The 20,872-nt window shown below is 68.7% G+C and carries 26 protein-coding genes; 5 read left to right on the top strand and 21 right to left on the bottom strand.

Annotated elements, in window-relative coordinates:
- Window positions 1–5: 5 nt before the first annotated feature.
- Together C438_RS01480 and C438_RS01475 are read right to left on the bottom strand one after the other, a co-directional pair.
- Entirely contained in the window at window positions 6–629 is a 624-nt protein-coding gene (locus tag C438_RS01480) for a class I SAM-dependent methyltransferase (RefSeq protein ID WP_004967465.1), read from the bottom strand.
- A gap of 145 nt (window positions 630–774) precedes the next feature.
- The gene (locus C438_RS01475) at window positions 775–1,386 is read right to left on the bottom strand and encodes a hypothetical protein (protein ID WP_004967464.1); all 612 of its coding nucleotides are present in this window, start codon (window positions 1,384–1,386) and stop codon (window positions 775–777) included.
- A 98-nt stretch (window positions 1,387–1,484) separates the two neighbouring features.
- Here C438_RS01475 and C438_RS01470 point away from each other — a divergent pair, with 98 nt between their 5' ends.
- Together C438_RS01470 and C438_RS01465 are read left to right on the top strand one after the other, a co-directional pair.
- Entirely contained in the window at window positions 1,485–2,102 is a 618-nt protein-coding gene (locus C438_RS01470) for a hypothetical protein (protein ID WP_004967463.1), read from the top strand.
- Between the two features lie 42 nt (window positions 2,103–2,144).
- On the top strand, window positions 2,145–2,798 hold the full coding sequence (locus C438_RS01465; RefSeq protein WP_004967462.1) for a potassium channel family protein: 654 nt from the start codon (window positions 2,145–2,147) through the stop codon (window positions 2,796–2,798).
- Window positions 2,799–3,090: 292 nt separating this feature from the next.
- On the opposite strand, the gene C438_RS01460 is transcribed toward C438_RS01465, so the two are convergent.
- The 3 genes from C438_RS01460 to C438_RS01450 are packed head-to-tail and all read right to left on the bottom strand — an operon-like array spanning window position 3,091 to window position 5,699.
- Window positions 3,091–3,942, bottom strand: coding sequence for an ABC transporter ATP-binding protein (locus C438_RS01460; RefSeq protein WP_004967461.1), 852 nt, complete (start codon window positions 3,940–3,942; stop codon window positions 3,091–3,093).
- Window positions 3,939–4,637, bottom strand: a complete 699-nt coding sequence (locus C438_RS01455) for an ABC transporter permease (protein ID WP_004967460.1) — start codon at window positions 4,635–4,637, stop codon at window positions 3,939–3,941. The genes C438_RS01460 and C438_RS01455 overlap by 4 nt, the downstream gene beginning before the upstream one ends.
- 24 nt (window positions 4,638–4,661) lie before the next feature.
- Window positions 4,662–5,699, bottom strand: coding sequence for a substrate-binding domain-containing protein (locus C438_RS01450; protein WP_004967459.1), 1,038 nt, complete (start codon window positions 5,697–5,699; stop codon window positions 4,662–4,664).
- A 231-nt stretch (window positions 5,700–5,930) separates the two neighbouring features.
- Between C438_RS01450 and C438_RS01445 the strand changes: the two genes are divergently transcribed.
- On the top strand, window positions 5,931–6,407 hold the full coding sequence (locus C438_RS01445; protein WP_004967458.1) for a PIN domain-containing protein: 477 nt from the start codon (window positions 5,931–5,933) through the stop codon (window positions 6,405–6,407).
- Between the two features lie 24 nt (window positions 6,408–6,431).
- Here the strand turns inward: C438_RS01445 and C438_RS19575 are convergent, their stop codons facing one another.
- The 12 genes from C438_RS19575 to C438_RS01390 all read right to left on the bottom strand — a co-directional run bounded on the left by C438_RS19575 (window position 6,432) and on the right by C438_RS01390 (window position 14,364).
- Window positions 6,432–6,605 carry a hypothetical protein gene (locus C438_RS19575; RefSeq protein ID WP_004967457.1) on the bottom strand — a complete coding sequence of 58 codons (174 nt, stop codon included), beginning with the start codon at window positions 6,603–6,605 and terminating at the stop codon, window positions 6,432–6,434.
- Between the two features lie 206 nt (window positions 6,606–6,811).
- On the bottom strand, window positions 6,812–7,219 hold the full coding sequence (locus C438_RS01440; protein WP_004967456.1) for an ACT domain-containing protein: 408 nt from the start codon (window positions 7,217–7,219) through the stop codon (window positions 6,812–6,814).
- 151 nt (window positions 7,220–7,370) lie between these two features.
- Window positions 7,371–8,003 (bottom strand): non-canonical purine NTP pyrophosphatase, encoded by a 633-nt coding sequence (locus C438_RS01435; RefSeq protein WP_004967455.1) that lies wholly within the window; start codon window positions 8,001–8,003, stop codon window positions 7,371–7,373.
- A 54-nt stretch (window positions 8,004–8,057) separates the two neighbouring features.
- Window positions 8,058–8,336, bottom strand: coding sequence for a DUF5808 domain-containing protein (locus tag C438_RS01430; RefSeq protein ID WP_004967454.1), 279 nt, complete (start codon window positions 8,334–8,336; stop codon window positions 8,058–8,060).
- A gap of 65 nt (window positions 8,337–8,401) precedes the next feature.
- A complete protein-coding gene (locus tag C438_RS01425; protein WP_004967453.1) occupies window positions 8,402–10,060 on the bottom strand; it encodes a bifunctional N(6)-L-threonylcarbamoyladenine synthase/serine/threonine protein kinase in 1,659 nt (552 codons plus the stop codon).
- 33 nt (window positions 10,061–10,093) lie between these two features.
- Window positions 10,094–10,405, bottom strand: coding sequence for a 30S ribosomal protein S24e (locus C438_RS01420; protein ID WP_004967452.1), 312 nt, complete (start codon window positions 10,403–10,405; stop codon window positions 10,094–10,096).
- A 68-nt stretch (window positions 10,406–10,473) separates the two neighbouring features.
- Complete coding sequence (locus tag C438_RS01415) at window positions 10,474–11,013, bottom strand: GTP-dependent dephospho-CoA kinase family protein (RefSeq protein ID WP_004967451.1); 540 nt, start codon at window positions 11,011–11,013, stop codon at window positions 10,474–10,476.
- 2 nt (window positions 11,014–11,015) lie between these two features.
- A complete protein-coding gene (spt4, locus tag C438_RS01410; RefSeq protein ID WP_004967450.1) occupies window positions 11,016–11,213 on the bottom strand; it encodes a transcription elongation factor subunit Spt4 in 198 nt (65 codons plus the stop codon).
- Complete coding sequence (locus tag C438_RS01405) at window positions 11,213–11,785, bottom strand: DNA-directed RNA polymerase (RefSeq protein WP_004041780.1); 573 nt, start codon at window positions 11,783–11,785, stop codon at window positions 11,213–11,215. The genes spt4 and C438_RS01405 overlap by 1 nt, the downstream gene beginning before the upstream one ends.
- 7 nt (window positions 11,786–11,792) lie before the next feature.
- A complete protein-coding gene (locus C438_RS01400) occupies window positions 11,793–12,161 on the bottom strand; it encodes a hypothetical protein (protein ID WP_004062994.1) in 369 nt (122 codons plus the stop codon).
- Between the two features lie 22 nt (window positions 12,162–12,183).
- Complete coding sequence (locus C438_RS01395) at window positions 12,184–13,419, bottom strand: translation initiation factor IF-2 subunit gamma (protein WP_049917635.1); 1,236 nt, start codon at window positions 13,417–13,419, stop codon at window positions 12,184–12,186.
- Between the two features lie 237 nt (window positions 13,420–13,656).
- Window positions 13,657–14,364, bottom strand: coding sequence for a DUF6517 family protein (locus tag C438_RS01390; protein WP_083899912.1), 708 nt, complete (start codon window positions 14,362–14,364; stop codon window positions 13,657–13,659).
- A 225-nt stretch (window positions 14,365–14,589) separates the two neighbouring features.
- On the opposite strand from C438_RS01390, the gene C438_RS01385 reads away from it, so the two are divergent.
- Window positions 14,590–15,573, top strand: a complete 984-nt coding sequence (locus C438_RS01385) for a DUF5787 family protein (RefSeq protein WP_193363620.1) — start codon at window positions 14,590–14,592, stop codon at window positions 15,571–15,573.
- 47 nt (window positions 15,574–15,620) lie between these two features.
- Here the strand turns inward: C438_RS01385 and C438_RS01380 are convergent, their stop codons facing one another.
- The 4 genes from C438_RS01380 to C438_RS01365 form a co-directional block, all read right to left on the bottom strand.
- Complete coding sequence (locus C438_RS01380; protein WP_239640624.1) at window positions 15,621–15,803, bottom strand: hypothetical protein; 183 nt, start codon at window positions 15,801–15,803, stop codon at window positions 15,621–15,623.
- 61 nt (window positions 15,804–15,864) lie between these two features.
- Window positions 15,865–16,077: a hypothetical protein gene (locus C438_RS01375; RefSeq protein WP_004967445.1), complete on the bottom strand. Its 213-nt coding sequence runs from the start codon at window positions 16,075–16,077 to the stop codon at window positions 15,865–15,867.
- Window positions 16,074–16,898, bottom strand: a complete 825-nt coding sequence (locus C438_RS01370) for an MBL fold metallo-hydrolase (RefSeq protein WP_004967444.1) — start codon at window positions 16,896–16,898, stop codon at window positions 16,074–16,076. The genes C438_RS01375 and C438_RS01370 overlap by 4 nt, the downstream gene beginning before the upstream one ends.
- Before the next feature lie 66 nt (window positions 16,899–16,964).
- Window positions 16,965–18,389: an ATP-binding protein gene (locus C438_RS01365; RefSeq protein WP_004967443.1), complete on the bottom strand. Its 1,425-nt coding sequence runs from the start codon at window positions 18,387–18,389 to the stop codon at window positions 16,965–16,967.
- A gap of 322 nt (window positions 18,390–18,711) precedes the next feature.
- On the opposite strand from C438_RS01365, the gene nasA reads away from it, so the two are divergent.
- The gene (nasA, locus tag C438_RS01360) at window positions 18,712–20,850 is read left to right on the top strand and encodes an assimilatory nitrate reductase NasA (RefSeq protein WP_049917634.1); all 2,139 of its coding nucleotides are present in this window, start codon (window positions 18,712–18,714) and stop codon (window positions 20,848–20,850) included.
- Window positions 20,851–20,872: the final 22 nt, after the last annotated feature.

The raw sequence follows: 20,872 nt of genomic DNA, 5'->3' as shown, positions 1-20,872 counted from the left end.
CCGCGCTAACAGTCGCCTCGGCCCTCGTACCGCGCCAGTACGAACGGGTACTGACTCCCCAGCTCGTCGTCCACGACGAACTCGGCTTCCACCGCGAACCCGGCCGCGTCGAGCGTCTCGTAGGTCTCCTCGATGTCGGGGAAGCTCCAGCGCATCTCGACGCCGCTGTCGAGCCAGTCGGGGTTCGAGCCGCTCCACGCCTCGCCGCCGACGGTCGAAAGCAGGGTGCCGCCGGGTCGGAGGACGCGGGCGAACTCCGCGAACACCCGCTCGTGTTCCGCGATTGGGACGTGGATGACGGAGTAGAAGGCGCAGACGGCGTCGAAGGAGTCCGACCGGACCGGAAGCGCGGTCATGTCGCCCTGTGCGAACCGCGCCGCCGGGACGTCTTGGCGGGCGAGGTGCAGTTGCTCGCGGGAGAAATCGACGCCCACCACGTCGAAGTCGGCGGCGAGGGCGTCCGTCACCGGCGTCCCCTGTCCGCACCCGGCGTCGAGGACCCGCGCGCCCGAGTCGAGGGCGTCGGCGAGTTCGTCGAGCACCGCGGGCGCGTCGTCGCTCCGCTGGTCGCGGTAGTCGTCGGCGAGGCTGTCGTACGCGTCTCTGACGATGCGGCGCTGGTCTGTCATGCTGGACGTAATCAGGTTCGACCCCGCGGCCGCCGGGTAAGTGTCTTGTCCCGTGACAGAACCCACGCAGGCCGTCGGCTCGAGGCGGCGACGGCCGGAACACGGAGTAACGAGGGTCGAAACGCGTTCGAAAATCGGGTGCGGCTCAGCGGAAGTCGCGGACGAACCGCTCTGGCATGTAGTCGACGACGTGGTCGGGCATCGCGTCGACTGCGGTCTCGGCGATAGCGACCATCGGCTTGCGGAGCAGGACGTAGACGCCGGAGACGGCGACCGCGGCGATGACGAGCGTCTCGGCGAGGCCGTCGAAGACGAGGACCGGCGGGACGGCAAAGGCGAGCGTCAGCGCGAGGTCCTCGGGCGCGCCGTCGTAGCGAATCAGCCGCTTCGGGGCGAGCCAGCGGCCGTTCCAGTGGTCGTAGACGGCGCGCTCGGAGGTGCCGAGCCACGGCTTGAGTTCGAGGCCGCCGCCGAGCACGTCGGACGCGGAGTGGAGCGCGGCCGCCGCGAGGAACAGCGCGACGGCGAGCGTCGTGGTGGTCGGGTTCAGCGCGGCGACCGCGACTGCGGGCACGGCGAGCGCGCTGAAGTACACGGGGAAGTGGAGGGTCTTCCGGTGGCCCGCGTACAGGTCGAAGTCGGGGAACAGGCCGCCGAGTGCGGCCGCGAGCACCGGGAGCATCCCGGCCTCGGGGACCAGCGCCCACACGGCGGTGCCGAGAACGACACCCGCGAGGGCGTGAGTGGTGGCCATCATCGGTGGGTCGTATGCAATCTGAAGGAAAAACGGTGTCGGTGGTCGTGCTAGCTAGTCACACGGTCGAATTTAGGGTGCTCAGGCCGTAGCGCACCGTAATGGTCCCCCGTCGAATCGAGCGACTCGCGGGGCTGGCGATTCAGGTCGTCATCCTGTGTATCTTCCTCGTCGGCGTCTACACGCGGAACCTGAGCGTCGTCGTCAACGCGGTTCTCGCGCTGGGCGCGACGTTCCTCCCCGCGGTGCTCCGCCGCGACTGGCAGATTCGGCTCCACCCGCTTCTCGGCCTCTGGTTGACGCTGGCGGTGTTGCTCCACGCCGTCGGCATGCTCGGCCCGTACAACTACATCGACTGGTGGGACCACGTCACCCACACGCTCTCGGCGACCGTGGTCGCGGCCGTCGGGTACGTCACCGCGCGGGCCGTCGACGAGTACACCGAGACCGTCTACCTCCCCGACCGCTTCATGTTCGTCTACATCCTGCTTTTCACGCTCGCGGCCGGCGTGTTCTGGGAGGTACTGGAGTTCGGCGCGCGCCTCGCCGCCGAGGCCATCGGCTCTGAGGCCGTCCTCGTCCAGTACGGACTCGCCGACACCATCGTCGACCTCGTCTTCGACACGGTCGGCGCGGTGCTCGTCGCCCTCTTCGGAGCGCCGCCGCTCGCCGACACCATCGATTCGATCAGGGAGCGACTCGAACGGACCGGCCCCTGACGGGGGACCATCTTTTAGCCACCTGATGTGTATACTACTACCATGAAACTCGTTATCGTTGGGTACGGACGCGTGGGTTCGCGGACCGCTCGCGTGCTCCGCGAGGAGGGCCACGACGTGACGGTCGTCGACAACGACGAAAAGAAGGTCGACCGCGCCCGCGACGAGGGGTTCGAAGCCGTACTCGGCGACGGTGGGACCGAGAGCGTGCTGACGGAGGCGGGCATCGAGGGCGCGGACGCCGTCGGCGGACTGACCGGCGACCCGAACGTCAACTTCGCGGCCTGCATGCTCGGCAAGGAGTACGACTGCCGGACGGTCATGCGCATCAGCGAGGACTACCGGCAGGAGATTTACGAGCGCTACGCCGACGACGTGGACGAGATTATCTACCCCGAACGCCTCGGCGCGGCCGGCGCGAAGACGGCGCTTCTCGGCGGCGACTTCAACGCCATCGGCGACCTGACCGACCAGCTTCGGCTGACGACGGTCAGCGTCCCCGACGGCGCGCCCGTCGTCGGCGAACACGTCGCCAACATCGACCTCGGTGCGGACGGCCGCGTCTACGCCCACGGCCGGGAGCGCGAGCCGATGACGATTCCGCTACCGGGAACCGTCGTCGAGCCCGGCGACCAGCTCGCGCTCCTCACGGAGCGAACCGCGCTGGAGCGAGTCCGGTCGAAACTGCTCGGCTGACCCCTCCCGCCGACCGCCGCGGCCGAGACGTCACTGGGCGAGTAGTCGGTCTCGGAAAACAGCGCCGTGGTGGCGGCGCCGAGTGTCGTACCGGGGGAACCAGAACGACGATGGTGGTGGTGGTTTTCGTGCCGGGCGCGTCGGTGGGAGGATGGGAACTGAGGCCGAATTCGCGCCCTATGCTCGGGTACGTACGGGGGACCTTAAATCTGCGTCAGACGGGAGTCACACGCCATCTACACGCAATATCTGCTGTTATACCGACGGCGAGGTTGCCGCGGTCACCCCGCGCTCAGTAGACGAGTTTCCCCTCGACGAACTGGCGGACCCGGTCGTCGTCCGGCGACTCGAACACCGCGTCGGTCGGCCCCGATTCGATGCACGTCCCGCCGAGGATGACGGCCGTTCGGTCCGACACCCGCCGGGCCTGTTGCATGTCGTGGGTGGCGAGCGCGACGGCGATGCCCCGGTCTCGGGCGGCCCGCATCGCCGACTCGATGGCGGCGGTGTTCCGCGGGTCGAGGTTCGAGGTCGGCTCGTCCAGCAGTAACACGTCGGGGTCGGGCGCGAGCGCGCGAGCGATGGCGACGCGCTGGGCCTCTCCGGCCGACAGCGAGCCGGCGTCGCGGTCGACCTTGTCGAACATCCCGACTGTCCGAAGCGCATCCTCGACCGTCTCTGACGGCTCCTCGCGGCCGAACAGCCCCTCGACCGCGTCGCGGACGCGAGCCGACCACGGCCGGCGGACCCGGAGCCCGTAGGAGACGTTCTCTTCGACCGTCGTCGAAAACAGACTCCGCGTCTGGAAGGCCATCCCGACCCTGCGTCTGACCGCCAGCCGACGGGCCTCGGGGAGGTCCCACACGTCGTCGCCGCCGACTTCGACCGCCCCCTCGTCGGGTCGCTCGAACATGGCGAGCAGTCGAAACAGCGTCGTCTTCCCGGTTCCCGAGGGACCGACGACGGCGAGAATCTCGCCCGGTTCGACGGTGAGCGAGACGTCGTCCAGCACCGCGCCGTCGCCGAAGCCGTGGCTGAGGCCGCGCGCCGCGAGTCGGGTCCGACTGCGTCGCGCGCCGGTCGATGCGGAGTCAGACCCGTCGGACGCGCCGGACGCGCCGCCGCCGGGGACTCCGGCCGTCATCGTCCCCTCCCGTTCCGTCCGGGAGTCCGGTCGCGGAAGCGCGCGCCGAGGGCGTTCACGCCGAGGACGAGCGCGAGCAGGATGGCTCCGAGGGCGATGCCCGTCTCGATGTTCCCCTTCCGCGCCTCGACGGTGATGGCCGTCGTGAGCGTCCGCGTGAACGACGTGCTGTCCGAGAAGACGATGTTGCCGCCGACGATGAGCACGGAGCCGACTTCGCTGATGGCGCGGCCGTAGGCAGCCAGAAGCGCCGTGACGATGCCGTAGCGCGCCTCGCGGACGACCAGCAGGGCCACGTCCGTCGAGGTGCCGCCGGCGGCGAACGCGGCGTCTCTGAGGTCCTGTGGCACCGACTGGACCGCCGACAGCGAGACGCTCACGAGGACGGGGAGCGCGAGGATGGTCTGCGAGAGAATCATCGCCTCGGGCGTAAACAGCAGTTCGAACGCCCCGAGCGGCCCCGACCGAGAGAGCGTCAAGAGCACGACGAGCCCCACGACGACGCTCGGAAAGCCCATGCCGGTCGAGATGAGCGAGGTCACGGCGGACTTCCCGGTGAAGTCGCGAAAGCCGACCAAAAGCGAGAGGGGCAGGCCGATTGCGGCGCTGAGCGCGACCGCCGCGGTGCTCACGTACAGCGAGACAGCCGTGATGCTGACGAGGTAGGTGAGGTTCAGGTCGCCGAGGCCGAACACGGTCGGTGGTGGGGTCCGGTCGGACTAAAAGTCCTCGGGGACGTGCTGTGCAACCCACGACTCGAACTGCGCGTCGGAGACCGACGCCGACGACTCGGAGGCGTTCTCCCCGCCGTCGTAGTCCTCGGGGACGTACTGGCCGAACTGCGGCTCCTCCGAGAGCGCGTTGGGGAAGAACAACTGCGACCCGTTAGCCGTGTAGTTGCTGATTATCTCCTGTCCCTCCGGCCCCGTGAGGAAGCCGGCGTACGCCATCGCCAGCGAGTAGTTCACGTCGGGGTACTTCGCGGGGTTCACCGGGATGACGCCGTAGGGGTTCTTCAGGATGGTCGGGCCGTCCTTGAGCGGCCCCTGCACCTGAATTTCGAGGTCGATGTTGTCCTGCGTCGCGAGGAACGTCCCGCGGTCGGAGAGCGTGTACGCGCCCGACTGGTCGGCCTGCACGAGCGTGTCGCCCATGCCCTGCCCGATTTCGCGGTACCACGACCCCGACGGCGACACGCCGGCGGCCTCCCAGATGAGCAGTTCCTTCTTGTTCGTCCCCGAGTCGTCGCCGCGGGAGACGAACGTCGCTCCGGCCTCGGCGATGGTCGCGAAGGCGTCGGTCGCGCTCTCCATCCCCGAGATGCCCGCGGGGTCGTCGGCCGGCCCGACGATGACGAAGTCGTTGAACATCACGTCGCGGCGGTTGACGCCGTAGCCCTCCCGGAGGAACTCGTCTTCCGCGCCGCGGGCGTGGACGAGAATCACGTCGGCGTCGCCGTTTCGCGCCGTCTCGATGGCCGCGCCGGTCCCCTGCGAGATGGTCTTCACCCGGGCGTTGAACTTCTCCTCGAACACCGGATTCAGGGCGTCCAGCAGTCCCGTGTCGTACGTGCTCGTCGTCGTCGCCAGCGTGAGTTCACGGGCCGCGCCGCTCTCGCCTTCGCTTTGGCTCCCCCCGGACGCCTCCGAGGTTTCGTTGTTCGCCTCCGTGGGACTCGTGTTCCCCGTGCATCCGCTCAGTCCGAGAACCGCACCGACACCGGCCGCCTGTAAGAAGCGCCGTCGCTCTATCGCCATGCATTGTGGTTCGCCGAACGGGGAATAACTGTTTCCCATGTGACGTAACCACAACTCATTTCAATTGCGCGGATTCGAAACGACTCGCGCCGAAAATCGGTTGCGTCGGATTCTTTTCGACCCCCTCCGTGCTAGCGCCCATGAGCTGGGAATCGCTTTTCGCCCGCGCCGCCGCCTACGAGACGACCGAAGCCGACATCACCGAGGCGCTCCGCGCCCGCCGGGGCGACGATGCCTGAGACGGAGCCCTCGCCCGCGCGGGTCGTCGCCGACGCCGACGTGCTCGCGGCCGACCTCCTCGCCGACGGCCCCGCGAGAGCGGCGCTCGACCACCTCCGGCGGCACTCGTGGACGACGCTCGTCGCCAGCGACCCGCTTCTCGACGACGCCGAGGCGGTCGTCTCGTCGCTCGCGGACGCCGACCTCGCGGCCGACTGGCGCGAGAAAGTCGACTCGTGGGCCGAACTCGTCTCCCACCCCGACGGCGACAACCCCGCGCTGGCGTCGGCCTACCGCGGCGGCGCGATGCACCTGCTGACGTTCGACGACCGACTCAGCTCGGCGCGGGCGGGCGCGGCGCTCGGCGGTCGCTTCCCGGTCAGCATCCGCCATCCGAAGGCGTTCGCGTCGCTGTTCGCGCCGGAGAGCCTCTACGTCGAAGTCGAAGGCGGGTCGTACCCCGGCCCGGACCGCGACCCGCGGGCGTAGCGAGACGGGTCGCGGCCGGCCGGCTCAGTCGCCGAGGACGCGCGTCACCGCGAAGATGGCGAGGACGGTCACGAGACCGAAGCCGACGGCCACGCCGAGGCCCCGCGAGGCGTCGCCGAAGAACACCGCGATGGCGGCGAAGACGGCGATGCCGTAGCCGCTGGCCGCGCCGGCGGCGACGACGTTCGCTCGGTTCATGCGTCTCCGTACGCGCCCGTCGTCCCTGAGTGCGGACCCTGTCGATTGCGGGGCGTGACGGGGCCGGCTGTCGTGGAGCGCGTGCAGTCGATACCGCTGGAGGGGTCGGTGACGAGCGGAGGGTGCTCGTCGCAGGCGGGGGACATCGTGGCTAATGTCTCACCGCCGAACGTATCAAGCTGTTCGCCCGCGCGCCGGTTTCGGCGTCAGTTCCCGTCTCCGAACCCCTCGGCGCGCTCGACGGCACAGCCGAGGGATTCGAGCTTCGCTTCGGCCGCCGCCACGTCGCCCTCGCGGACGAGCACGTGGTCGGTCGAGTACGCCGACAGCGCGAACACCGAGATGTCCTCCTCGGCGAGCGCGCCCGCGACCCGCGCCAGAAAACCGACGAGTTCGAACGGCAGGACCATCTCGAAGGTGAGTCGCTTCCAGCCCGGCTCGACGTCGATGGCGGTCGCCTCGTCGACGCGCTCCTCCTCGACGACCACCGTCGTCTCCTCGTCGTCTCGAATCGTCGCGAAGGCGTCCGGGTCGCCCCGCTCGGCCTTGACGACCGCGTAGGTCGCCGCCGAGACGGTGACCGTCCCGCCCTCGAAGAAGTCGCTCGGGTCCATGCGTCTCGGGGTCGCTCCGGCGGGGTAAACGTAGCGGCCGGTGGCGGGGTCGCCGGCCGCTCCCGTTCAGGCCGTTCGCCCGATGAGATTCGCCTCGCTACCGCTCGGCGAACTTCCGTCGGACGCTTCGCGCCCGACGACGTACGCCTCACTAACGTTCGGCGTACCACGTCGCGAACTTCGCTAACGCCCGCCCGCGGTGGGAGATGCCGTTTTTCTCCTCGGCGCTCATCTCCGCGAACGTCGTGCCGTCGTGTTCGAAGATGGGATCGTAACCGAAGCCGCCCTCGCCGCGCGGCGGGACGATGCGACCGTTGACGCTTCCGGTAAAGAGCTTCACCGGGAGCGCCTCAGTCTCCTCTGTGTCCTGTTCCGCGCCGCGGGCGGCCGCGACGGTCCGGTCGTCGCGGTCTATCGGGTCCGGACTCGCCTCGAACGGTTCGCCGTCGCAGTACGCGAGCACACAGCGGAACGACGCCCGACGCGGCTCGTCGAGTTCGGCCGCGGCCAGTCGGTGGACCGCCTCGACGCCGAGGGTGTCTTCGACGTACGAGGAGTACGGGCCGGGGAAGCCCTCGAAGCCGTCGATGAAGAGCCCGGCGTCGTCCACGAGCACCGGTTCGTCGGCGTAGCGGTACGCCTCGCGCGCGCCGTGGGCCGCGATGGGGCCGAGGTCGGACGCCTGCACCTCGGTGTAGTCGAAGTCGAGTTGGGTCACGTCGTCGTCGAGGTACGAAAGCGCCTCGCGGACCTTCCCCGCGTTCGTGGTGACGTATCGGAGCATGCCCGCCCCTCCGCGGGCGGACGTGGAAAAGTCGTCGGTGTCGGTCGCTTCGCTTCAGTCGACGATGACTTCGACGGGGCCGTCGTCGGCCTCGGCCTCGTCTTCTTTCTCCTCTGCCTTCTGGCGCTCGTTCCAGAGGAGGCCGCCGGCGACGAGGAGGACGACCCACGACCGCCAGCTCGCGAGGTTCAGCGTGTAGCCGATGCCGAACGGCTTTTCGACCAGCATTCCCTTGCCGGGTTGCCAGTACGACGAGAGCAGTCGGCCGGCGCTCGGTCGCTCGAAGTTGTACGGGATTCCGAAAAGCGTTCCGCGCTGCGGTTTGTCTGCCATGTGAGACGAATACGCCGGCTCGGGATAAATCGTTTTGGCCTTCCGACGAGTCCGGCCGCGGCGACCTACCGGTACCGGCCGCGGGACTCGACCTCGCGCAACCGGGCGATGACCTCCTCGGAGCCGACGGCCTCGTAGCCCGCTTCGAGCGCGTCGAGAAGCGGGTCGGCGTCGGCGGCGGTCCCCTCGACGCTCTGAGCGAAGACGTGGAGGTCCATCGCGTGGTCCTCGACGTGGCCCGTGTGGAAACCGAGGCCGAAGTCGATGAGGTACACGCGCGGGTCGCCGTCCGGTCCCGTTCCGACCCGGACGTTCCGCGTCGTCGGGTCGCCGTGGACGATGCCGGCCTCGTGCAGTCGCGCGAGGTACTCGCCGACGACGCGGACGGCCTCGGGGTCGAGTCGCTCGGCGAGGTCCGCGTCGCCGACCCGCTGGAACGCGATGACGCCGTCGACGGGGTCGACGTCGCGGACGACGGGCGTGCGAACGCCGGCGCGCCGGGCGTCGCTCGTCAGCCGCGCTTCGGCTTTGGTTCGCTCGCGTCGGAGTCTGTCGTCCAGTTCCGGGTGGCGGTACGTCTTCGGGACGCGCCGCTTGACGACCTCCTCGGAGCCGATGTCGACGGTCGCCTCGGCCCCGCGAATCGCGCCGTCGTCCGTGTGGGCGCGCGCGACCGACTCGTCCGCGCCGCGCCACGTCACGGCCACCTGGTCGGGGCGGAAGTTCGGGTCCACGGTGGACTCCTCGACGGCGAGCGTGTCGCCCGCGGCGAGCATCCGCGCGCCGAGGGCGGCTATCATGCCGGCGTTGTCGCGGAGAAAGCGCGGTTCGGGCGCGTAGAACTCCGCCCCGCGCTGGTCGCACATCTCGGCGAGCATCTCGCGGAGGCGGGCGTTCTGGCCCACGCCGCCGCCGAGGACGAGTTCGTCCGTCCCCGTCAGCGACAGCGCGCGCTCGGCCACCTCGGCGAGCATGGCGAAGACCGTCTCCTGCAGGCCGGCGCAGATGTCGGAGACGGGCGTGCCCGCGTCCGCCTCGTCCTTCGCGGCGCTCATGATGCCGGAAAACGAGAAGTCCATCCCCTTGACGACGTACGGCAGTTCGACGTAGTCGCCGTCTTTCGCGGCGTTCTCGACCTTCGGGCCGCCGGGGTGGGTCCAGCCGACGTGGCGGGTGAACTTGTCGATGGCGTTGCCGACGCCGGTGTCCATCGTCTCGCCGAGGACGCGGTAGCGGCCGTTGTGGTAGCCCAAGAGGTGGGCGTTCGCGCCCGAGGCGTTCAGACAGACCGGCGAGTCGAAGCCGGACTGGTAGCGGCCGATTTCGAGGTGCGCGACCATGTGGTTGACGCCCAGCAACGGCACGTCGAGCGTCTGGGCGACCGAGCGGGCCGCGGTGCCGACGATGCGGAGACACGGCCCGAGTCCGGGGCCGCGGGAGAAGGCGACGCCGTCCACGACGGGGCCGTCGCCGTCGTGTCGCGCCGCGGCGTGCGCGAGCGCCGTCTCGACGACTTCGGGGATGGCGTTGCCCATGTGTTCTGCGGCCTCGCGCGGGTGGATGCCGCCGCTGTCCGGCTGGTAGGGGTCCGATTCGATGAAGACGTGGTCGGCCGAGGGGTCGGGCGCCCGCCCGGTCTCAGAGCGGAGCGCGTCGGGGTCGTCGGTCTCGAAAACCGCGGCGCTCGCGGCCCACGCTGTACCTTCGATTCCGAGAATGCGCATCGAGTGTGAAGAAACGACGGGTCGAAGCCGGGGTTACGCCTCTTCGGCTTCGACTTCGGCGTCGGCGTCGGTGATCTTGTTGCGTTCGAGCATGTGGTCCTGTTCGACGTCGCGCGCGAACTCGGGGCTCTCGTAGACCTTCGCGTAGCCCGCGGTCTTGCGCATGCCGAACTTCGTGTCGAGTTCGTGGACGACGACCTCGTCGGAGTCCTTGTTCAGCTTGGCCGCGAGCGAGTCGCGGACCGACAGACGAGACGGCGTCGCTTCCTCGTGGACGATCTCGAATCGAACGTCCGTCCGGTGCAACATGGGGTTCTCCTCCTCGGAGATGATTTCGATATCCATGGTTCAGTTACCAGTAATTCCCCCCGAAGCAAGTAAAAGGATTTCGAAGGGACGAGCGCGCCCGCGTCTCAGGCGTCGATGGGCGCGACGACGGCGTCGAAGTCACCGTCGAACCGCGCGAGGAGGTCCCGCATCTCGCGTTTGGTCGCGTCGGTGACGGTCACGCGGACCATTCCCTCGTCGGGCTGGCCGTAGACGACGGTCGAGCCGACGGGCGCGGCGAGCACCGCCGGGAGCGTGGCGAGGTCCTCTTCGCCCGCGACGAGGAGCGTCGTCGGCTCGGGGTCGTCGAGCGCGGCCACGAGCGCCTCGACGAGGGCGACGGAGACCGCGCCCGGTTCGTTTTCGACCTCGACGAGGCGGCCGGTCTCGACCGCGCGGCGAATCTCCTCGCCGACGGCCTCGCGTTTCGTCTTGCCGTCGATGACAGCCACGTCCGGCGGGCGACCGGCGCGGCGGAGGTGGAAGGTGACGACGTCGCCGACGGCGACGAGCGGCGCGCCCGCGTCCTCGCTGGATGCGTCTGCGAGGAGGTCGTCGGCCTCGGTGTACACCGGGCCGAACGGCTCTTTGAACGCCGCCCGAAGCGCCGTCGGCAGGGTGAGCATGCTCAGCGGACCTTCAGCGCGTAGCCACCGGGCTCGGTGACGTTCATCTCGGTGGCGATTTCGCTGTCTTCGGGGTGGGTGATGACGACGTAACCCGCCCAGTCCTCGGTGAGACTGCTCGACCCGCAGTTCTCACACGTCTGTTTGTCCGGCTCGTTGACGAAGTGGCACTCGCGGCAGGCGAGACGGGGCTTCGCCATCAGTTACCCTCCGCCGAGGCCTCGCTCTGCTGGCGCTTCGATTCGAGCCAGCCGTGCTTGCCGAGCCCCGGCTGTTTGGCCGTGAGGCCGATCTTCGAGTCGCGCGGGTTGCGCTCGTCGATGCTCTTGGTGACGATGCGAGCGCGAACCTCGTCGTCGACGGCGAGCGTCTGGTTGGACTCGGTCGACGCGAGCTGTTGGTTCTCGCCGTCGTAGGCGAGGTATTCGTCGGATATCTGCGAGACGTGGAGCAGTCCGTCGACCGGGCCGATGCCGACGAAGGCACCGAACTCGACGACTTCGACCACGATGCCGTCGACGACCTCCTGCATGTCTGGGTCGTAGGTGATGGCGTCGAAGTCGGCCTCGTAGTAGACGCCGGGGCGGTTGGGCAGTACGGTGCCCTCGCCGATGTCGTTGACGTTCACGACGCTCACGACGCTCCCCACGTCCTCGTCCATCCGTCCTTCCAACTTGTCCTGCAACAGTCGCTTGACCCGCTCGGGCGTCACGTCGCCCAGGTGTCGGGGTGGGACTTCGACTGTATCTTTGAGTCGTACCCGTTTGTACATAGTTTCGTTAAGGTTCCGTGATTGCCAGCGTGGCGTGCCCCCGGATGCCGACGACGGGAATCCCGCAGTCGAGCACCCGGTCACGGAGGGGCTTGTCGTTCGTGACGACGTAGTCGACCTCGCCCGATTCGGCGAGTTCGACGACCGCGTCGTCGGCGTACGATTCCTCGGTTTCGACCGCCCGGCACCGGGTCGCCAGGTCCGCGCCCACGCTCGCCGCGACGCCTTCGGTCCCGCCGCCCGACGAGAGCTTCTCCAGCTCGTCGAGGACGGCCGTGGGGACCACGAGGTCCGCGTCGGCCGCGAGCAACCGGTCGAGTTCGTCGAACACGCGGACGTCGAGTTCGACCGGCATCATGAGCGCGTTCGTGTCCATGACGACTACGGTGGCGGTCACGTCACTTGAGCGTCCCGATACCGATGAGCCGCCAGCGAGCGCCCACGCGGCGGTTGATGGCTATCTTCGCTCCCTCGGCGGCGCAGACGGGGCGCTTGAGCGAGACTTCCGCCTCGCCGCTTCGCGCGCTCGTCACCGCGCCGACCGTGGTCGCGGTGCCGACGGTGAGCATCAGGGGCTCGCCGGTGGATATCTCGTCGATACCCCCGTCTTCCTCGCCGCCAACGACGCGGTCGAGAAGCTCCACGTCCATGGTGAACTGCTCGCGCGTCGGCGGGAGCGTGCCGGGCTCGCCGGCGACCTGTCCCGCGAGCGCGTCGCCCTTCGTGAAGCTCGGGTCGAGACCGGTCCCGACGCCGCAGAGCCCGCCGGGGCGGACCTCGTCGACCATGTTGCCGCCCGCCTGGAGCGAGCGGACCTCGGTCGTGATGGAGCGCCACTCGGTCTGGCCCTCCTCGTCGACCTCGCGGCCGGGGCGGAGTTCGAGTTCGTCGCCCTCCTCGAGCTTGCCGGCGACGACGCTACCGCCGACGACGCCGCCCATGAGACCGTCCCAGGTCGTCCCCGGGCGGTTGATGTCGAAACTGCGCGCGACGAACATCCGGCTGTCTTCGGTCTCGTCGCGGTCGGGCGTCGGAATCTCCTCCTCGATGGCCTCGATGAGGAGGTCGAGGTTGACCTCCTGTTGGGCGCTGATGGGGACGATGGGCGCGTCTTCGGCCACCGTTCCCTCCACGAACTCCTTGATCTGTTCGTAGTTGTCGAGGGCGCGCTCGCGGTCGACGAGGTCGACCTTGTTCTGCGCGATGACGATGTTCTCGATGCCGATGATATCGAGCGCCATCAGGTGTTCCGCCGTCTGGGCCTGCGGCACGTCCTCGGTCGCGCTCACGAGCAGGATGGCCCCGTCCATGATGGCGGCACCAGAGAGCATGGTCGCCATGAGCGTCTCGTGGCCGGGCGCGTCGACGAACGAGACGGTGCGGAGTACGTCCGTCTCCTCGCCGTCTTCTGTCTCTTCTTCGACCGTGTAACACTCCGGCGCATCGACGCCGGGAATCTGACGGAACGTCGCGTCGGCGTACCCCAGTCGGATGGAGATACCGCGCTTCATCTCCTCCGAGTGCTGGTCCGTCCACGAGCCGGACAACGCTTGGACGAGCGTCGTCTTTCCGTGGTCGACGTGACCGACGAGTCCGATGTTCACCTCCGGTTGTTGTGGGTTTTTCGTCACCATTGACCTCCTGAGAGTAATCTTGCGTGAACTTGGCTCCGAACGACTGATAAAGGTGCTGTTCTCGGAGCGGCGACGCTGTGGCCGCGTCGGGCGGTCACACACCGCGCGCGGCGATTCAGCCGCGTCTCCCGGTCCCGGCGACGCCCCGAAAAATGGTCCGTCGCGCCCCCCAGCACGACGGTTCGCGGACCGATTCGAGTAACCCCTCGAACCGCTGTCGGCTCCGGGCTTCGCCGGTTATTCGACGCCCGTGACGAGCGACTGAAGCTCCTCGCGGTAGGCGTCGGGCGTGAGCCCGAGGTCGATGTCGACCGAGACCTCGATGGCCTCGGTCGGCTCCTTGGTCACGCTGAGTTCGATGTTCTCGCCGGGGTGTGCGCCGCCCGCGACGAGAATCGTCCCGTCGTGTTCCCAGACGGCCAGCATCCCGCTGACGTCGAACTCCTGTCCCTCGATGGTGAACTCCTTTTCGTCCGTGAACGGGAAGGTGATTTCGTCGAAGGCGATGGTGGCCTCGTAGTCGGTCACGCGCGCCGACTCGCCGGTGTCGACCGTCGTCGTCCGCGTGTCGGTCTGCTCGATGTCCGTGACGTCCACGTCTTCCAACTGCCCCTCGTAGTTCGCCCGCGCGTGTTCTTCGACCAAGTCGACGACCGTCCCGCGGACCGCCTCCGGGAGGTTCGACAGGCTCGGGTCGAGCGTCACGCGCGTCGCGAAGAACAGCGAGAACTGCCCCTCGGCCTGCCCGAGCGTCTTCTCCTTCAGCGTCTCCGAGAGGCCCATGTCCTCGTAGACGAGCGTCTCGAACGCCGCAGAGACGCTCGCCGGGCCGACCGACCGCTCGAAGGCGGGGTCCAGCGAGTGTCCCCCGATGTACTCCCAGCCGCCGGCTTCGAGCGCCGCCTCGGGAACCCGCGGCGGTGCTCGCGCGGCGCTCGCGGTCATTCCGGAGCTACAGCCCGCGAGACTCGCGAGCCCCGCACTAGCCGCGATACCGAGGTACGCTCTCCGTCTGATACTGCTCGTTTCGTTTTCTTCCCCCGTCATCAGTCGGTACTGCCGCGCTCTGTCTCAAATAGGTACCTCCCCGAAAATCAGATGCGAGAACACCGACACGACTCGTCGGCCGTGGGAGCGACCTTTTTGCCGCTCCGCACCCGAGCGTTTCACGTGCCCGGACCGGTGTCGTCGCCCTCGGAGTTCGCCTTCGAACTGGCGCTTTGTGCCCACCTCGAACAGACGACGGACTGGCTCCCCGCGCGCCAACTCGGCGCGTCGGTCGCCTCGCCGGGGAGCCGCATCATCGACGTGTGCGCCGTCGTCCCGGGGCCGGGGTTCGACGACCGCGCCCGCATCACCGACCGCGCGATTCCCGCGGCGGCCATCGAGAGCGACGTGGGAGCCGGGAGCGCCATCTTCTGGCGCGACGGCTTCGACTGTCACCCCGGTCGCGCCCGGCGCGCCACCGACCGCGCCGTCGACGTCGGATTCTTCGAGTCCGAGCGCCGCCGGAGCCGGGAGTACGTCCGCCGCGCCGCCCGCTATCCAGACGACTGGTTCTCACGGCTCGTCGGCATCGAAAATAAGCCCGACCTCGGAAGCCCCGGCGACCTGCTCCGACAGCTCCGCCTCGACGTGAGCCTCGCGGTCTTCGACGAGGTGATTCTCACGACCGAGAGCTACGTCACCGGCGCGCATCTCAACCGCATCCCCGAGGAGGTCGGCGTCTGGCGCTTCGACCCCGACACCGGCGACCGCGAGGTCGTCCGCGACCCCCGCCCGCTTTCGCCCGATTCGACCGGCGTCGAACCCGTCGAGTACCACTCGCTTCACACCGACGTGGCGCTCGTCCCACCCGAAGAAAAGCGAACCGCGCGCATCCGGCTCGCCGAGCGCGCCTACGGGAAGGGGTGGCGCGCCTACGACCCGCCGGGCTGTGCCAACGCCCGCGTCGACGCCGACGGTCGCCCGGTCTGCGACCACTTCGAGCGCGTGGTCGACCCCGGTTCGGAGTGCGGTGCCGACTGCCCGGCGTTCGAGTCGGCCGACCCGCCCGAACTGGACCGCGACGGCCTCCGCGAGTCGCGGACGGGCTGGGTCGCCGACCCGCCCGGCGCGGTCCGCAGACAGTCGGGACTCGACCGGTTCGTCTGACTCGGCCGGCCGCTCGTCGGGCCGCTACTCGTTTCGCTCGTGGACCGCTAGTCGCCTCGCTCGTCGGAGTAGACCCAGCCGAGCGTCGCGACGACGCCGAAGCCGACGACGAACACCGCGCCCTCGACCCAGTTCGGCTCGCCGGTCCACGAGGCGACGAGGTACCAGACGACTCCGGCGACGACTGCCAGCGGCGTGCTGTATCGGAGCGCCGCGACGATATCGGACACGACCGTCTCGACGCGCTCCGGCCGCAAAACCGCACCGGACCGCCGCGTTCGCCCCCGGCTCTCACTCCGCGTCGGCCCGCCGCGCCATGTAGTTCCAGTAGGCGACGAGTGCGACGCCGATGACGGCGACGAAGACGACCTGCACGGCGACGGCGAAGAAGTCGAGTCGGCCCGTGTCGACGTAGGTCAGGACGAAGTTGGCCGCGGCCGCGACGACGCCGGCGACCATGAGATACCTGAACGCCCTGTCCTCGGCGATGGTTCGCAGGTTCACAGCTCGTACACCTCGCCGTCGACCGCCAGCGGCTCCTCGAACGCCTCGTCGGCGGGGTAGAAGTGCGCCACGTGGACGAGGCGGGTCTCGCCGGCGTTCAGTTCCTCGCCGAGCGCGATGGCCCCCTCGCGGGTCATGTGCTTCGTGCCGAAGGTCCGCGCGACCCCGTTTTCGTCGTAGTCGTCGCCGCCGATGGGGTGGTACTCGCAGACCGACGCGGGGACGATGGCCTCGGCGAGAAGCAGGTCGGGGTCGCGGAGCACGTCGCGGGACGCCTCGGGGATGGCGTAGGTGGTGTCGCCCGAAAGCGAGAGCTTCGCGCCCGTCTCCGGGTCCTCGATGGCGACGCCGTAACAGACCAGCGGCGGGTGGACGACCGGCACGAACGTCACGTCGAGGCCGCAGGCGCGGAACGGCTCGAACGGCGTCTGGTCTTCGACCGAGATGCGGTCGAGGTAGTCGAACTTCGAGCGAATCGCGTCGGCGACGCTCTCGCCCGTGACCGGGTCGACCTCGTCGGCGGCGTGGACCGCGAGGTCGTCGAGCAGGCGGTAGACGTTCCCGAGGCCGTCGAGGTGGTCGAAGTGAATGTGGGTGACTAAGGCCTCGTCCGGGAGCGCAACGTCCTGCGTGAGAAACTGGTGGCGGAAGTCGGGGCTGAAGTCCACGAGGAGCGACTCGCCGGTCCGCTCGTTTTCGACGTGGACCGAAAAGCGCGTCCGCTCGATGTCTCGCTCGCGGGCCGCGAGGCAGGTCTCGCAGTCGCACCCGACGGTGGGCGTCCCGGTCGTGTCGCCGGTCCCGAGGAGGGTCACGCGCATTGAGTCAACCACGGGGACGGCGAGGTATAAACGTGGCCGACGGCGGCGGGCTCCCCCGTCGCCCGCTTACTGCGCCGCGCCGGCGTCTTTCTGCGTCTCGCCTTCGTGTTCGTCCGCGTGGTCGTGGTCGTGGTCGTGGCTGTGGTCGTGACCGTCTCCGGACTCCGACCCCGCGACGAGTTCCGACGAGTCGGACATCATGTCGAGGTTCTTCAGGTTGTCGCGCTCTTCGAAGTCGGCGACGGCCTCCAGCAGGTCGTTCTGCGTGAGTTCCATCCGCTCTTCGGTGAGCGCTTCGAGGACGGCCTCGCGGAGGACGAGTCGGAGGTCGGAGCCGGTGAGGCCCTCCGTCACGTCGGCGATGGCCGAGGGGTCGAACTCGTCGATGTCCATTCGGTTCGTGATGACCCGGAGGATGTCGGCGCGCATCCCGCGGTCCGGCTTGGGGAAGTTGACGATCTCGTCGAAGCGCCGCCACGCCGCCGAGTCGAGCTGGTCGGGGTGGTTGGTCGCGCCGATGAGGATGACCTCGTCGCGAATCAGCGAGATGTCGTCGATGCTCTTGAGTAGCGTGTTGACCGCGCGCTTGAGCGCCGCGTGCTCGTCCGACCGGCGGGTCTTCGCCACCGAGTCGAACTCGTCGATAAAGAGGATACACGGCGACAGCCGCTTTGCGACCTCGAAGGTCTTTTCGACGTTCTTGGCCGTCTCGCCGAGGTACTGGCTCGTTATCATCGAGAGCTTCACCTCGACGAACGGGAGGCCGAGCTCGTGGGCGAGCGCCCGCGAGACGGTGGTCTTGCCGGTCCCCGGCGGCCCGACGAACAGGATTTTCCCGATTTCGCGGAGGCCGATGTCCGCGAGGTACTCGCGGTGCTCGATGGCCTTCATCAGCTTGTGAATCTCGCCTTCCTGGTCCGACGTGAGCACGAGGTCGTCGAGGGTCATCTCGATTTCCTCGGGCGCGCGGACCTGCACGAGGTCGAGCATCTCGGCGTCGTCCTCGTCGTCGAAGTACTCGTCGAGCAGGCTGTCTATCCACACGCGGTCGGCGTGAATCGGTCGGGTCTGTTCTCTCGCGTCCGCGTGGGTCACGTCCACGTCGTCGCGGTCCTCGACCGACTTCGCGACCGTCGGGTTCGTCACGAGCCGGTCGTGGTCGGCTCGCTTGACGAACCACTCCAACGCCATCTCGGGTTGGGTCAGCGAGAGACGCCCGGAGAACTCCTCACGCTGGGTGAACATGAGGTCCGAAATCGCGTCCCAGGGGTGTTCGACACCGGTCGCCTTCCGCGCGACGGACTCGGTCACGACGAGCGGTCGCTCGATGCCGCCCATCGACGACTCGTCCTCGTCGCCGTCGTCCTCGGCGTCCGCCCAGAAGACGCGTCGATACCGCGGGGGAAGGTCGTTTTCGTCAAGCGTTCGGTCGTCAGTGTAGAGGTGGGCCGTCAGCAGAAACTCGACAACCTCGAGCGCCCGTTCACTCATCCCCCAGAAATTGCCCGGGGAGACGCATAAGAGCGTCGGAGCGTCGCCGGGAGCCGCGCGCGACCGAACTACCTCGATGGCAAGGAACGCGGCGCGGCGCCGTCTGACGAAATTAATTTCAGAAAAAGAATCCAAAAATATATCCTAAATCGGGCGTATTACGCGATTATATTCCTTTCATCCGATCCCATATTGTGTCTTTATTCAGAATTCGGGTACAAAATATTCTTTCTTAAACGATTAGGTCTTTATGGTTATCTTCCGCCACTGTGAGCCAAGAAAGTGAAATGATATTCACGAACGGCACGGGATATATGCCCGAATGCGGTACGTTCGACGCGGACGGTGGGTGGTGAGTCGCGTGGCGAAACAAGTTCCGACGACCTGCATGCGCTGTGCGGTCGGCTGTGGCCACGTCCATCTCGGCTCCGACACGGCGTACGGTCTCGACGCGGTCCGGGGCGACCCCTCGCACCCCGTGAACAACGGGCTGGCCTGCGGTCGCGGCATCCGCGAGTCGGCCGACCCCGACGGGTCGTGGCTCACGCGACCGCTCGTCAGGGAGAACGGCGAACTCCGCCAGACCTCGTGGTCTGACGCGCTCGCGCGCGCCGGAGACGCCATCGCCGACGCGATGGCCGACGACCCCGACGAGGTCGCCGTCCTCGGGAGCGGTCAGCAGACGAACGAGGCGGCCTACGCCCTCGGAAAACTCGCCCGCGGCGGTATCGGCACCCGAAACTACGACGCGAACACGACGCTCTGCATGGCGAGCGCGGTCAAGGCCTACTACCGCGCCTTCGGGAGCGACGCGCCGCCGCCGACCTACGACGACATCCCCGAGGCCGAGACGCACCTCGTCTGGGGGGCGAACCCGGCGGTCGCCCACCCCGTGATGTTCCGGTGGATTCGCCAGTCGGCCGACGACGGCGACCTCGTCGTCGTCGACCCCGTCGAGACGAAGACCGCGGCGGTCGCCGACGACCACGTCGCCATCGACCCCGGCGGCGACCTCGCGCTGGCGCAGGCGGTTCTCGGACACCTCGTCGAGACCGACTCCGTGGACGAGGCGTTCGTCAGCGAGCACACCGAGGGGTTCGACCGCGTCGTCGACGAACTCCCCCCGGTCGAGGAGGCGGCGTCGGAGGCCGGCGTCACCCTCGACGAAGTCGAGAAACTGGCGTCGCTCCTCGACGCGCCCACGCTCGTCTACTGGGGCATGGGCGTCAACCAGAGCGTCCGCGGCACCGCGACCGCCGGCGCGCTCGTGAACCTCTGTCTCGCCTCGGGGAACCTCGGCCCCGGCTCCGGCCCCTTTTCTCTCACCGGACAGGCGAACTCGATGGGCACTCGCGTCGTCTCCTCGAAGGGAACGTGGCCCGGCCATCGGCCGTTCGAGCACCCGGACCACCGCCGGACCGTCGCCGAGGCGTGGGGCGTGCCCGTCTCTCGGCTCCCCGACGACAACGGGCCGGGACCGGTCGGCATGTTCGAGTCGTCGCCGTCGGTCGTCTGGACCGTCGCCACCAACCCGCTCGCGGGGTTCCCGGACGCGACGGCCGCCCGCGAGGTCCTCGAAGACTCGTTCCTCGTCGTGCAGGACGCCTTCCGGTCCGAGACGGTCGAACTCGCCGACGTGGTGCTCCCCGCGGCGACGTGGGGCGAGGCCGAGGGGACCACGATGAACATGGAGCGGACCGTCTCGCGGGTCCGCCCGGCCACCGAGACGCCGCCGGGCGTCAGGCAGGACCTCGACATCATCGCCGACGTGGCCGCCCGCGTCGCGCCCGGACTGCTCCCGCGGCCGTCGGTCTCGCCGAGCGAGCTGTTCGACGAGTTCGCCGCGCTCACCGAGGGGACCGACGCCGACTGCTCGGGGCTGTCGTACACGCGACTCGACGGCGAGCGCGCCGTCCGCTGGCCCGCGCCGGACCCGAAAAGCGAGGGCGGCTATCGCTACTACGACGACGCCGAAGGGTCGGACGCCCCGGAGTGGTCGTTCCCGACGGCGTCCGGGAAGGCGCAGTTCAGCGCGCTCTCGGGGTCGTCGCTCCCCGAACCCGCCGACGAGTCGTACCCGCTGACGCTCACGACCGGCCGCGAGGCCGACGGGTACAACACCGGCGTCCGCACGCGGAGCGACACGCCGGACCAGCCGGTCGCCCGCGCGCACCCCGACACCATCGACGCGCACCGCGACGCGGTCGCCGACCCCGAGGGCGACCGTCGAACCACCGTCGTCTCCCGCCGGGCATCGGTTCCGGTGACGCTCGACCCCGACGACGCCGTCCCGCCGGGCCTCGTCTGGCTCTCTATTCACCACCCCATGACCAACCGACTCACCAGCCCCGCGGTCGACCCGCAGTCGAACGAACCGAACTTCAAGCAGTGCGCCGTCCGCCTCGAACACCCCGAGACGACCGCGTCGACCGACCTCCTCGCGGCCGAGGTGAGCGACTGATGGTGCCCGTCGCCGCCGGCGG

This window comes from Haloferax denitrificans ATCC 35960 (assembly GCF_000337795.1).
In the GTDB taxonomy this organism is placed as follows: Archaea; Halobacteriota; Halobacteria; order Halobacteriales; family Haloferacaceae; genus Haloferax; species Haloferax denitrificans.
Note: the sequence above shows the minus strand (reverse complement) of the source record. Positions and strands in the feature narration are given on the sequence as shown.

What these genes read in the sequence shown, in the direction of transcription:
- C438_RS01480 (WP_004967465.1), bottom strand. Translation starts at nt 629, where the DNA reads ATGACAGACCAGCGCCGCATCGTCAGAGACGCGTACGACAGCCTCGCC.
- C438_RS01420 (WP_004967452.1), bottom strand. Translation starts at nt 10,405, where the DNA reads ATGGATATCGAAATCATCTCCGAGGAGGAGAACCCCATGTTGCACCGG.
- C438_RS01370 (WP_004967444.1), bottom strand. Translation starts at nt 16,898, where the DNA reads ATGCGCGTGACCCTCCTCGGGACCGGCGACACGACCGGGACGCCCACC.
- C438_RS01465 (WP_004967462.1), top strand. Translation starts at nt 2,145, where the DNA reads ATGAAACTCGTTATCGTTGGGTACGGACGCGTGGGTTCGCGGACCGCT.
- C438_RS01365 (WP_004967443.1), bottom strand. Translation starts at nt 18,389, where the DNA reads ATGAGTGAACGGGCGCTCGAGGTTGTCGAGTTTCTGCTGACGGCCCAC.
- C438_RS01435 (WP_004967455.1), bottom strand. Translation starts at nt 8,003, where the DNA reads ATGCTCCGATACGTCACCACGAACGCGGGGAAGGTCCGCGAGGCGCTT.
- C438_RS01460 (WP_004967461.1), bottom strand. Translation starts at nt 3,942, where the DNA reads ATGACGGCCGGAGTCCCCGGCGGCGGCGCGTCCGGCGCGTCCGACGGG.
- C438_RS01405 (WP_004041780.1), bottom strand. Translation starts at nt 11,785, where the DNA reads ATGTACAAACGGGTACGACTCAAAGATACAGTCGAAGTCCCACCCCGA.
- nasA (WP_049917634.1), top strand. Translation starts at nt 18,712, where the DNA reads ATGCGGTACGTTCGACGCGGACGGTGGGTGGTGAGTCGCGTGGCGAAA.
- C438_RS01475 (WP_004967464.1), bottom strand. Translation starts at nt 1,386, where the DNA reads ATGATGGCCACCACTCACGCCCTCGCGGGTGTCGTTCTCGGCACCGCC.
- C438_RS01395 (WP_049917635.1), bottom strand. Translation starts at nt 13,419, where the DNA reads ATGGTGACGAAAAACCCACAACAACCGGAGGTGAACATCGGACTCGTC.
- C438_RS01440 (WP_004967456.1), bottom strand. Translation starts at nt 7,219, where the DNA reads ATGGACCCGAGCGACTTCTTCGAGGGCGGGACGGTCACCGTCTCGGCG.
- C438_RS01400 (WP_004062994.1), bottom strand. Translation starts at nt 12,161, where the DNA reads ATGGACACGAACGCGCTCATGATGCCGGTCGAACTCGACGTCCGCGTG.
- C438_RS01415 (WP_004967451.1), bottom strand. Translation starts at nt 11,013, where the DNA reads ATGCTCACCCTGCCGACGGCGCTTCGGGCGGCGTTCAAAGAGCCGTTC.
- C438_RS01390 (WP_083899912.1), bottom strand. Translation starts at nt 14,364, where the DNA reads ATGACCGCGAGCGCCGCGCGAGCACCGCCGCGGGTTCCCGAGGCGGCG.
- spt4 (WP_004967450.1), bottom strand. Translation starts at nt 11,213, where the DNA reads ATGGCGAAGCCCCGTCTCGCCTGCCGCGAGTGCCACTTCGTCAACGAG.
- C438_RS01470 (WP_004967463.1), top strand. Translation starts at nt 1,485, where the DNA reads ATGGTCCCCCGTCGAATCGAGCGACTCGCGGGGCTGGCGATTCAGGTC.
- C438_RS01450 (WP_004967459.1), bottom strand. Translation starts at nt 5,699, where the DNA reads ATGGCGATAGAGCGACGGCGCTTCTTACAGGCGGCCGGTGTCGGTGCG.
- C438_RS01425 (WP_004967453.1), bottom strand. Translation starts at nt 10,060, where the DNA reads ATGCGCATTCTCGGAATCGAAGGTACAGCGTGGGCCGCGAGCGCCGCG.
- C438_RS01445 (WP_004967458.1), top strand. Translation starts at nt 5,931, where the DNA reads ATGCCTGAGACGGAGCCCTCGCCCGCGCGGGTCGTCGCCGACGCCGAC.
- C438_RS19575 (WP_004967457.1), bottom strand. Translation starts at nt 6,605, where the DNA reads ATGAACCGAGCGAACGTCGTCGCCGCCGGCGCGGCCAGCGGCTACGGC.
- C438_RS01430 (WP_004967454.1), bottom strand. Translation starts at nt 8,336, where the DNA reads ATGGCAGACAAACCGCAGCGCGGAACGCTTTTCGGAATCCCGTACAAC.